Source organism: Curtobacterium sp. YR515, assembly GCF_900113095.1.
Taxonomy (GTDB): Bacteria; Actinomycetota; Actinomycetes; order Actinomycetales; family Microbacteriaceae; genus Curtobacterium.
The window spans coordinates 436,315-447,600 of record NZ_FOOD01000004.1 but is presented as its reverse complement, the minus strand read 5'-3'; the positions used below and the strand labels follow the sequence as shown (position 1 = coordinate 447,600).

At 73.3% G+C, this 11,286-nt stretch carries 8 protein-coding genes and 1 tRNA gene; 5 read left to right on the top strand and 4 right to left on the bottom strand.

The window, feature by feature from the left end; genetic code table 11:
* Positions 1-75 precede the first annotated feature (75 nt).
* The gene (locus BM028_RS13405; protein WP_070419012.1) at positions 76-1,005 is read left to right on the top strand and encodes a proteasome assembly chaperone family protein; all 930 of its coding nucleotides are present in this window, start codon (positions 76-78) and stop codon (positions 1,003-1,005) included.
* Positions 1,006-1,264: 259 nt separating this feature from the next.
* Here BM028_RS13405 and mshC read toward each other — a convergent pair whose 3' ends face one another.
* The 3 genes from mshC to BM028_RS13390 all read right to left on the bottom strand — a co-directional run bounded on the left by mshC (position 1,265) and on the right by BM028_RS13390 (position 4,715).
* Positions 1,265-2,509 carry a cysteine--1-D-myo-inosityl 2-amino-2-deoxy-alpha-D-glucopyranoside ligase gene (mshC, locus tag BM028_RS13400; RefSeq protein WP_070419013.1) on the bottom strand — a complete coding sequence of 415 codons (1,245 nt, stop codon included), beginning with the start codon at positions 2,507-2,509 and terminating at the stop codon, positions 1,265-1,267.
* Complete coding sequence (locus BM028_RS13395; RefSeq protein ID WP_092387089.1) at positions 2,506-3,336, bottom strand: undecaprenyl-diphosphate phosphatase; 831 nt, start codon at positions 3,334-3,336, stop codon at positions 2,506-2,508. The genes mshC and BM028_RS13395 overlap by 4 nt, the downstream gene beginning before the upstream one ends.
* Positions 3,337-3,398: 62 nt before the next feature.
* Entirely contained in the window at positions 3,399-4,715 is a 1,317-nt protein-coding gene (locus BM028_RS13390; RefSeq protein WP_092387087.1) for a M20/M25/M40 family metallo-hydrolase, read from the bottom strand.
* Between the two features lie 172 nt (positions 4,716-4,887).
* Between BM028_RS13390 and BM028_RS13385 the strand changes: the two genes are divergently transcribed.
* The 4 genes from BM028_RS13385 to BM028_RS13370 all read left to right on the top strand — a co-directional run bounded on the left by BM028_RS13385 (position 4,888) and on the right by BM028_RS13370 (position 9,734).
* A tRNA-Leu gene (locus BM028_RS13385) sits at positions 4,888-4,973 on the top strand.
* Positions 4,974-5,336: 363 nt separating this feature from the next.
* The gene (locus BM028_RS18290; protein ID WP_302847588.1) at positions 5,337-6,629 is read left to right on the top strand and encodes a collagen binding domain-containing protein; all 1,293 of its coding nucleotides are present in this window, start codon (positions 5,337-5,339) and stop codon (positions 6,627-6,629) included.
* A 196-nt stretch (positions 6,630-6,825) separates the two neighbouring features.
* On the top strand, positions 6,826-7,470 hold the full coding sequence (locus tag BM028_RS13375) for a class F sortase (protein WP_254789579.1): 645 nt from the start codon (positions 6,826-6,828) through the stop codon (positions 7,468-7,470).
* Positions 7,471-7,676: 206 nt separating this feature from the next.
* Positions 7,677-9,734, top strand: a complete 2,058-nt coding sequence (locus BM028_RS13370; RefSeq protein ID WP_175496077.1) for a sigma-70 family RNA polymerase sigma factor — start codon at positions 7,677-7,679, stop codon at positions 9,732-9,734.
* On the opposite strand, the gene BM028_RS13365 is transcribed toward BM028_RS13370, so the two are convergent.
* Positions 9,718-11,187, bottom strand: a complete 1,470-nt coding sequence (locus BM028_RS13365; RefSeq protein WP_175496076.1) for an HD domain-containing protein — start codon at positions 11,185-11,187, stop codon at positions 9,718-9,720. The two genes, BM028_RS13370 and BM028_RS13365, sit on opposite strands and share 17 nt — an antisense overlap.
* Between the last annotated feature and the right edge of the window lie 99 nt (positions 11,188-11,286).

The following is an 11,286-nucleotide window of genomic DNA, read 5'->3' as shown; positions in this document are numbered from 1 at the left end:
TGTTGCTGCGAATGTCCGGTCGCGCGCGACCTGCGAGCCGCCCGCGCCCCGCTCCACCACCAGGAGGTCCCGTCCGTGCCACAGCACTCCCCCTTCAGCGACGGTCGGCTGCTCGTCGTCGCCTTCGAGGGCTGGAACGACGCCGGAGAAGCGGCGAGCGGTCTCGCCAGGCGCATCGTCGAGTCGCTCGAGCTCGACGAGCTGCGCGAACTCGACGGTGAGCGGTACGTCGACTACCAGTTCAACCGCCCGAACGTCGGCACGGACGAGAACGGCGGCCGGGGCATCCAGTGGCCGCGGATCGTCCTGCACGGTCCCGGTGCCGAGGGCCGACCCGTGATCGGAGCCACCGGCTCCCCGTCCGAACGCGACGTCTACGTGCTCGTCGGCCCGGAGCCCTCGCGGACCTGGCGCGGCTTCTGCGCGGAGATCATCGACCTCGCGGACGTCTACTCGATCGACGCCGTCGTCTTCGTCGGCGCGATGCTCGCCGACGTCCCGCACACCCGACCCATCTCGGTGTTCGTGTCGAGCGAGAACGCCGGCGTCCGTGCCGCGTTCGACGTCGACCGCTCCTCGTACGAGGGCCCGACCGGGATCCTCGGGGTGCTCGCCGACGCGATGGACAGCGCCGGCCTCACCACGCTGTCGCTCTGGGCCTCGGTGCCGCACTACGTGCACAACTCGCCGTCCCCCAAGGCGACGCTCTCGCTGCTCGACAAGATCGAGGAGCTCACCGACGTCACGGTCCCGCGGGGATCGCTGCTCGACGACGCCACCGAGTGGGAGGAGGGCATCGACGCCCTCGCCGCCGACGACGAGGACATGGCGTCCTACATCGGCCAGCTCGAGCAGGCGCGGGACACGGTCGACTCCCCCGAGGCGTCGGGCGACGCCATCGCGCAGGAGTTCGAGCAGTACCTCCGCCGCCGCGAGCGCAAGGACGGCAAGGACGGCGGGACCGCCGGGGGCGAGGGGTTCCGCCCGCCGCCACCGTCGCAGTAGACGCGACCACACGGACGGACGGGAGGCGCGGTGCCAGCTGGCACCGTCCCTCCAGGCACGGCCGTCACCCCGCTGGCGCGGTGCGCCGGTACCGGCTGGTGGGGCCCTCCTCCCGTCCGTCGTCTGGCCGCGTCCCGTCCCGTCCGCGCGAGCGGGCACTTTCGGTCACGCTCGGCGCCTGGAGTCGGGCGATTCCGCCCTCTCGGCGAACCTGAGCGGCATGTCCTGCCCGCTCGACGAACGGGGGCGGCCGACCGGGTCAGCCGAGGCGGATGCCGAGCAGGGCGTCGACCAGGTCCACGAGGTCCGGCGTGACCGCCGTCCCACCCGCGATCGCCGTGTCGACCGCGGCGACGGCGCCCGGCGTGTCGAGGTCGTCCGCGACACGGGCGCGGACCCGGGCGATGACCTCTGCCGCGTCGTCGGCGTGTCCCGCGTCGCTCCCGGAGGCCCAGGCGTCCCACGTGGCCAGGCGCGTCGTGGCGCTGGTGAGCTCGGTGTCGAACCACTCCCAGTCGTCGGAGTACTTGTGCGACAGCAGCGCGAGGCGGATCGCACGCGGGTCGGCGCCGTCGTCGAGCAGCCCACGGACCGTGACGAGGTTGCCGAGCGACTTCGAGATCTTCTCACCCTGGTAGGCGATCATCCCGGTGTGCACGAACGCCTGCGCGAGCGGCTGGTGCGCGAGCGCTGCGGCGTGCCCGGCGCTCATCTCGTGGTGCGGGAAGACGAGGTCGCTGCCGCCGCCCTGGACGCTGATCGGCAGACCGAGGCGGTCGCCGGCGATGACGCTGCACTCGATGTGCCACCCGGGGCGCCCGGGGCCGACGGCGGAGTCCCAGCTCGGCTCGCCCGCGCGTGCGGCGCGCCAGAGCAGCGGGTCGAGCGGGTCGCGCTTGCCCGCACGGTCGGGGTCGCCGCCGCGCTCGGCCGACAGCGCGAGCATGGTCTCGCGATCGAGGCCGCTCTCGTCCCCGAGCGACCAGGCCTCGGTCGGGCGGTTCACGTCGAAGTAGAGGTCGTCGCCGGCGGACTCCGGCGTCGGCACCGCGTAGGCGTAGCCGGTCTCCTGCAGGAACGCCACGGCCTCGGCGATGCGTTCGACCTCGTCCGTCACCGCCACGAAGTCGTCCGGCGGCAGGACCCGCAGCGCCTCCATGTCGCGCCGGAACAGGTCGATCTGCGAGGCAGCGAGCTCGCGCCAGTCGACGCCGTCCCGCGCTGCCCGTTCGAGGAGCGGGTCGTCGACGTCCGTGGTGTTCTGCGCGTACTCGACCTCGAACCCGGCGTCCCGCCAGACACGACCCAGCGTGTCGAACGAGAGGTAGGTCGCGGCGTGGCCGAGGTGGGTGGCGTCGTACGGGGTGATGCCGCACACGTAGAGCGCCGCACGCTCCTCGCCACCGGTCGGGTCGACGGGCTTGCCGGTCGCCGTGTCGTGCACGACCGGGCGGGGCGCGGTGCCCGGGACATCGGGGACGGACGGGACCTGCCAGGCCCTCACGGCTGGATCACTCCGAGCGACAACAACACGATGAGAACGATACCGAGTGCGATGCGGTAGACGACGAACGGCATGAAGCTGCGCTTGCTGATGTAGTTCATGAACGCCGCGATCACGACGAAGCCGACGACGAAGGCGACCACCGTGGCGATGAGCGTGTCGACCAGGCCGAACGGTGCGCCGGTGTCACCGAGGCTCGTGGCGGCCTCGTACAGGCCGGAGAGGAACACGGCGGGCACGGCGAGCAGGAACGCGAACCGTGCGGCCGCCGGGCGGGTGTAGCCGAGCGCGAGCCCCATCGACACGGTCGCGCCGGAACGCGAGACGCCGGGGACGAGGGCGAGCATCTGGGCGAGGCCGATCAGGATCCCGCCGCCGAACGTCATGTGCTCGATGCGCCGGACCTTCTTGCCGACGACGTCCAGCACGCCGAGCACGATGCCGAACACGATGAGGACGATCGCGACGATCCACAGCGACCGGAACGTCGTCTCGATCGAGTCCTTGAGCAGCAGGCCGGCGATGCCGATCGGGATGGTCCCGAGGATCACGAGCCACCCGAGTCGGGCGTCCGGGTCGTTCCGGGGCACGGTCTTCCCCGACAGCGACCGGAACCACCGACCGACGATCCGGGTGATGTCGCGCCAGAAGTAGATCAGCACGGCGGTCTCGGTGCCGAGCTGCGTCACAGCGGTGAACGCTGCACCCGGGTCCTGCGCGTCCGGCAGGAACAGCCCGACGATGCGGAGGTGGGCGCTGGACGACACCGGGAGGAACTCGGTGAGCCCCTGGACGAAGCCGAGGAAGATCGCCTCGAGGATGTGCACGGCTCGGGCCTTTCGGGAAGAGTCGGTTCAGGACACCGCCGGACCGGCGACCATGCACAATATCAGTACGTGGCGAGGAGGTCTCCGAGGACCCGCCGCCCGAACGCCAGCGAGTCGAGCGGCACCCGTTCGTCCACGCCGTGGAACATCGCCGGGAAGTCCACACCCGCCGGCAGCTGCAGCGGCACGAACCCGTAGCCCGCGATCCCCAGCGTCGACAGCGCCTTGTTGTCCGTCCCGCCCGAGAGCAGGTACGGCAGCACCGGAGCACCCGGGTCGTGCCGGCCGAGGACGTCCCGCACGGCGTCGACCAGGGGGCCGCCGAAGTCCTGCTCGAGCCCGATGTCGCGGAAGGACATCACGACCTCGACGTCGTCGCCCGCGAGCTCCCGGACACGCGCCAGCACCGTCTCCTCGTCGCCGGGGAGGCACCGGATGTCCACCAGTGCCTCGGCGTGGTCGGGGATGACGTTGTGCTTGTACCCGGCGGTGAGCACCGTCGGGTTCGTCGTCGTGTGCAGGGCCGCGTGGATGAACCGCGACGCAGACCCCGTGGCCAGCGCCACCTCGTCCGGGCCGGTCACCGTCGGGTCCACCCCGAGGAACCGTGCGACCTCGGCCACCATCGCGTCGGTCGTCGCCGACAGCCGCACCGGCCACTCCTCGCTGCCGATCCGGGCGACCGCCGCGGCGAGCTTCGTCACCGCGTTGTCGTGGATGACGTGCGACCCGTGCGCCGCGGTGCCGGTCGCGACGAGCTTGATCCACATCAGGGCCTTCTCGCCCGTCTGCAGCAGGTACGCACGACGGTCACCGAGGGTGATCGAGTAGCCGCCGACCTCGCTGATCGCCGCGCTCGCACCCCGGAACACCTCGGGGTGGTTCTCGACGACGTGGTGCGATCCGAGGACTCCCCCGGCCTCCTCGTCGGCGAAGTACGCGATCACGAGGTCGCGCTCCGGCGCTCCCTGCTGCTCGATGACGTCCGACAGCGACGTGAGCATCATCGCGTCCATGTTCTTCATGTCGACTGCGCCGCGACCCCAGAGCATGCCGTCGCGCACCTCGCCGCCGAACGGGTCCACCGACCAGTTCGCCGGGTCCGCCGGCACCACGTCCAGGTGGCCGTGCACGACCAGGGCGGACTTGTCGCGGTTGCGTCCGGGCACCCGCGCCACGACGCTCACCCGATCGGGTTCGGACTCGAACAGCTGCGGCTCGAGCCCGAGCGCACGGAGCTTCGCCTCGACGTAGTGCGCCGCCTCGGTCTCGCCGCGGGACTTCCCCTCGCCCCAGTTCGTCGTGTCGATGCGGATGAGGTCACGGGCGATCGCCGCGGTGGCCTCGAGGTCGGTCAGCGTGGCCTCCGGGTTCGTCATGGCCCAACGCTACCGGTCCGCGCCGACGGCCCCGGCGTCGGACGTCACAGCAGGACGCGCCCGGGATGCGCCGCTGTGTTCATCGGGCGTTCAGACCCGTGCTAGTGTCTTCTCTCGGCAGGAACGCCGGGGAAACAGCCCGGAACGACGGCCGACAAGTGAAGAAACACCTGTCCGGGTGGCGGAAATGGTAGACGCGCTAGCTTGAGGTGCTAGTGCCCGTATTAGGGCGTGGGGGTTCAAGTCCCCCCTCGGACACAGGAAATGGGATGCCCCCTGGCCTTTCGGCCCGGGGGCATTTCCTGTTCGTGCCTTCCCGGCGAGTGCCGCCGTCGCTTCGCTCGGGGCGTCACCGCCTCGAACGCGCCAGTTCGCTGCGCTCACGGCGCGGGCGGGGTGCGTCCGGCAGGTAGGTGCCGGTTCGCGGCGGCGCGTGACGAAACGGGGCGGGCGGACTCTCGCCTTCGGCACCGCAACCCGATGACCCGAGTCGACGGCCACGTCCCCGCTCGGTGCCGCGGGCCTGGCTGCCGCAGGAACCCGAGAGCCCGAATGCACCACCACCCTGTCCGATCCCGCGACCGACGCGGATCCGTCCTCCTCGCGGCCGGGATCGCCGCCGTGGCCGCCATCGCCGGCGGCATCAGCGCTGCGGTCCCCGCGTCCGCCGCCGCCGAGTACACCACGAACGCGACGATCGACGGTCTCCGCTTCACGTCCCAGACCGTCACGTCCGGCAGCGCCGCCGAACTCTCCGGCACGTGGTCCCTGCCGGACTCCCCCACCACCCCGGCCGGCTTCGTGGTGGACCTGCCGCACGAGCTCCAGGGCCGCTCCGACGGGTTCCCCCTGCTCGCACCGGACGGCTCCGCGATGGGACGGTGCACCGTGTCCTCGACCCAGCTCGACTGCGCCGTGGACAGCGCCTACGTCGCCGCCCACCCGAACGACCTGCACGGATCGTTCTCGTTCTGGGTCACCGTCGAGACCACCACGGAGTCCGCCACACCGACGACCTACCAGGTCGGTGGGACCGCCGTGACGACCACGGTCGAACCCGCACAGCCCGGCACCGGACCCGGGACGTGCACCGTCGACTGCACCTTCACCGGCCGGACGAGCGGCAAGTGGGGCAGCTACGACGCCGCCGCGGGTGTGGTCGAGTGGACCGTGGCGATCGGTTCCGGCGCCGACGGCATGCGGGACGGCCAGCGCATCACGGTCACCGACACCCCCGGGCCCGACCAGGAGCTCCTCACCAGCTTCCGCGGGTACCCCTTCGCCACGCTCTGGCAGACGAACCGGACGACCACCTGGGACGACGGGCGAGAGGGGCTCACCGGATGGGCACCGGCGGCCCGGGAGGACTACGCCAGCACGGCCGGGAGCGTCACGTTCACCGCGCGCCAGGGGTACTTCTACGACGTCCACTTCGCCACCCGGGTCACCGACGGCGGCTTGGCGGGCACCTACACGAACACCGCCACGATCAGCATCGACGGCGACGACGACTCCTCGGTCAGCGGCACGGTCGTGCACCAGGGTGGCGGTGCCTCGGGGTCCGGGACGGCACCGACGAGCACGCCGACGCCGACGCCGACGGCTCCGGCGACGGTCGAGCCCACCCCGACGCCGACCCCGACCGCTCCGGCGACGGCCGAACCGACCCCGACCGCCGAGCCGACCGTCCGGCCGACCGTGACGCCGGGTGCGTCGACCGCAGACGAGGAGACCGAGTCGCCGGTGCCCACGGCGATCGGCGCGGCGGTCGACACCGGAGGGACGACGTCCGACAGCACGGCCCCCTGGTGGTCCGTCGCCCTCCTCGGCAGCGGCGGCCTGACCCTGTTGCTCGTCCTCGGCGTGTTGGCCGCCCGTACGCGCGCACGAACGCGCGCACGAACGCGACCGTGACCCGTCGCCGCGGCACCCGTGCCGCGGCCCCCGACCGCTCCGCTCGACGACCCTGCGTCGGGCGGAGTCCAGCCGGGTCCGTCGCCCGAACGACGACCCGGCGCGCGGGCCGGTGGGCAGCACCCGAAGCGCCCACCGGTCCGCACATCCAGCGCGAGACCTGCCCCGACCACGACCGACCCATCGAGGAGACACCGTGCACGTCCGATCCGGTCGACGACCGTCCTCACTCCCGCTCGTCCTCGCCGCCGTGAGCGCGGTCACGATGCTCGGCCTCGGGGTCGGCGGGGTGGTCACCGCGACGAACTCGACGGCACCCGGCACCGCGCGCGACATGCACGGCGACCCCGTCCGGCTCGAGGCACCCGTCGCGAGCGCTCCCGGAGCCGGAGCGACGTCCAGTGGGTCCGGACGCCTCAGCGTCCCGTCCGTGCGCCTCGACGTCCCGCTCGGTGCCCTCGACGCCGTGCGCGGCAGGATCACGCCGCCGGAATTCCGGTCGGCGTACCTGGTCCGCGACGTCGGGGTCACCCCCGAGCACGCCGCGTCCGGCACCGTGGTCGTGGTGATGCACTCCCTGCGGGGCGGCGGCACCGCCCCGGGGAACTTCCTGACGGACGTCGATCGGGGTCGGAGTCGGGTCGCGACCGGTGCCGCGGTGACGGTCGCGGGCGTGGCGTACACGGTGACCGGCTCGACCCTGGTGGACAAGGACCGCATCGCCGACGACGCCGACGTGTGGGGCGACGTCCCGGACCGGCTGCTCCTCATCACCTGCCTCGAACTCCCGGACGGCTCACCGTCGACGCAGAACCTCGTGATCACCGCCATACGGGCGTGACACCATCCTCACCGGTCGGATCCACCGGGGTCGCGTGATGAAACGTCCGACCCGGACTCCTCGCATCCGAGAGCGGTGTGTTCAGATGGACTGCACCGCCCAGCCGGTGAACCCAGGACGAGGAGACGAACGACGTGCGCGGTGCCCCTGAGCCAGGCAGTGACGCTGCACTGATCCGGTCGACGCGTGACGGCGACCGGTCGGCGGTGGCAGCGCTGTGGAGCCGGCACCACCGCGCCGCCGTCCGGCACGCGATCGGACTCGTGGGCTCCTCGGACGCCGAGGACGTCGCCTCCGAGGCCTTCACGAACGTCATCGGTGCGATCGAACGCGGAGCCGGCCCGGACGAACTCTTCCGCCCGTACCTGTACACGGTCATCCGCAACGTCGCCAACACCGAGTTCCGCCGACGCGCCCGCCACACGGACGCCGACGTCGACTTCGACGCCTTCGAGGACTCCGGCGCCGACGCGGCGACGGAGATGGCCCGCGCCGCCGACCGCACGGCCCTCGGGCGAGCGTTCAGCACCCTGCCCGAACGCTGGCAGAGCGTGCTCTGGTACACCGAGGTCGAGGGACTGCGACCTCGACACGTCGCCCCGTTGGTCGACCTCCAGCCCGGCGCCGTCTCGTCCCTGGCGTTCCGAGCACGGCGGGCGCTCCGCGCGGCCTGGGTCCAGGAACACCTCGCGACGGACGGCCTGCCCGACGAGTGCCGTCGGCGACTGGCCGCGTTCGGCGCCTACGAAGCGGGCACGCTCACCGCGCGCGACCGTCGTCAGCTCGAGGCGCACATCCGCGACTGCGTGCACTGCCCGCCGGTGCTCGAGGACACGCGCCGACTCGCCGGACGGATCGCGGCGGCACTCCTCCCGCCGGTGGTCGGTCTGGGCATCGGTCACGCGGTGCTGCACGCGGACGCCCCCGCTGCGGCGGCCGTGTCCCCCGCTCGCTCGGCCCCGGCGACGGGTGCCGCTCGCCGAGCGCCCCTGCCGGTCACCGGGCTGGTCGGCGTGGTCGCAGCGCTCGTCGTCGTCACGACCGTCGTCGCGGTCGCCGGGACGTGGTCGGACGGCCACCCGACCGGCACGTCCACCGCCGGCGCGCGCGCACCAGGTCCCGCGGGCGTCCCGGCGCCGTCCGGTGAGCACCCCGCACCGGCAGACCGCACCGCCCCGGCCGACGTCGCCGAACCGAGTCCCCTGCCGTCGCCCGGTCGCGACGACTCCGGCGCACGGACGACGGTCCCGACCGCTCCGACCCCCGTCGTCGACACGGTCCTCGGGGACTCCTCCGCCGGGGCGTCCTCGACACCCGACGTCCGCACCGACGAACCGAGCGCGAACCCCACGTCACCGGGGACCGGCGGATCCTCGACCACCGGTGGCGTCGACCCGCGGCTGCCGCGCTCCGCTCCCCCGGTCCCGGCCGAGGACACGATGCTCGTCGCGAGCCGGACCGTCGAGCTCACCGGGACGGCGACGCCCGGCAGCCGCGTCGAGGTCCGCTCCGGCACCCTGGCCGCCACGACCACCGCCGGGTCCGACGGCACGTGGAGGACCACGCTGCGGTTCTCCGGGGACGGGGTCGAACGGGTCAGCATCACCGCGACGACGCCGGACCACGCCACCTCGGTCCCCGTGGTCGTCACGGTCACCGTGGACACCACGGCTCCGGCGGCGCCGACGATCTCGACGACCTGGACGCCCACCGACACCACCCCGCCGGTGTTCTCCGGCACCGCCGAGGCCGGCAGCACGATCGACGTCACCGTCCTCCGCGGCACGAGCGGCACGAGCGGCACAGGCGCCACGAGCGGCACAGGCACCACGAGCGACACGGCCACCGCGTCGACCACTACCGGTGCCGACGGTCACTGGCGCGTCGCGGTGGACGGCCTCGCCCCGACCGCCACCGGGATCCGCGCCACCGCACGGGACGCCGCCGGGAACACCTCCGCGACGACGAGCAGCTCCCCCTTCGCGTTCGTCCCGACCATCGCCGACCCCGCCGACGGGAGCACCGCGACGAGCGGCCCGCTGCCGGTCACGATCACCGGCTGGGCGGACACCGACGTCGAGGTCGCCGTCGACGGCGCGCTCGTCGGCACGGTGTCGACCGGAGCCGAGGGCCGGTTCAGCGGACACATCCGGCGCGGGGACACCGGGCTGGCGCCGGGTCGGCACACCATCACGGTGCGCTACCGCGACGATGCGGGCGCGTCCACCGAGTCCGCCACGGTGACGATCACCGTGGCGGACTGAGCCGCTCCCGCAACCAGCGCTGGGCACCCGCCGCGTCCTCGAAGCGCCCCTCGTCCTGCGCCTCGGCCGCGGCGTCCAGGACCTCCCGGAACCGCGGCCCCGGCGCGAGCCCCGCCGCGACGAGGTCCCGCCCGGTCACGAGGCGCACCCGGGGTCCCGCGGCCTCGTCGGCACGCATGACCGCGAGCCATGCCCATGCCGGTGACGGCCCGGACGCCGCACCCCGTCCCTGCGAGTCCGCCTCGCACACCCGGGCCCAGCACTCGGCGGTCGCCATCGACCCACCCAGGCGACGGAGCAGTCGGCGCGCTGCCGGCACCGACGGCGCTGCACCGTCGGTCGAGTGCACCACCATGTGCTCACGCACGATCGTGGCGATGCGCTCGGAGAGGGTGCGCGGCGCGCCGATCCGCCGCAGCAGGTCCCGCGCCGCATGCGCGCCCGAGACCTCGTGCCCGAGGCTGCGGACCCGGACCGTGCCGTCGTCGTCCCGCTCCCGCTGCGTCCCGTCGCCCGCCTTGCCGAGGTCGTGCAGGAGCGCGCCGAGCACCACGACGGCGCGGTCCTCACCGGTGACGCCGTCGGCCGTGCAGGCAGCGGCAGCAGCGTCCGCCGCGAGCCCCAGGTGCACGTGCACGGGCCCCTCGGGGTGCCACCGCGGGTCCTGCGGTACGTCGCGCACCGCGGCGAGCTCCGGGAGGTGCCGCTCCCACCCGGTGTCGTGCAGCACCTGGAGCGCCCGCGACTGGTGGTCGCCCCGCGCCGCCTTCCGGATCTCCGGCCAGACCCGCTCCGCGGCCACGGACGGGAACGCGTCCACCAGCGACCGGGCGACGTCGACCGTCGACGGGTCGAGCACGAGGTCGAAGCGCGCCACCAGCTGCACGGCGCGCAGCACCCGCAGCGGATCGTCCCCGAACCGGTCCGAGGTGTGTCGGAGCACACCTCGGGCAGCGTCGTCGATCCCACCGACCGCGTCGACGTACTCGTTCGTCGCCGGGTCCCACGCGACCGCGTTGACCGTGAAGTCGCGACGGACGGCGGCCGCGGCGAGCCCGTCGTCGTCGGCGTTCCCCGGCACGACCGCGACGTCGACGTGCACGCCCTCGACCACGACCTTGAGGACCTCGAAGCGCGCGCCCGTGGTGACGACGACGGCTCCCGCCGCGCGCACCGCGTCGACGACCGACGCGGTGTCCGTGCCGTGCACCTCGACGTCGACGTCGTGGTCGTCGGCGACGGGGACCGCGCGCCCGGACGCGCGGAACAGCGCGTCGCGGACCACGCCGCCGACGAGGAACGGTCGGCCGACACCGGCGAGCACGTCCAGGACCACGGCGACGCTGGTGCCCACGCCCAGCGCTCGGGCGGGGTCGTCCGGTCCGGGGCAGCGGTGCACCCCGGTGGGGCGGCGAACGGCTCGGCAGCGGGGGCAGGAGATGGTGGTGGTCACGTGCGGTGTCTTCCAGGACCTCCGTGCGGCGGCACCGAGGGAGTCAGTCTGCCGCACCACGCGCGTCGGCGCGACCGGACGACGGACGGGAGGCGCGGT

Excerpts from the sequence above, each read along its gene's own strand:
- BM028_RS13390 (WP_092387087.1), bottom strand. The coding sequence starts at position 4,715 with ATGACGAACCCGGAGGCCACGCTGACCGACCTCGAGGCCACCGCGGCG.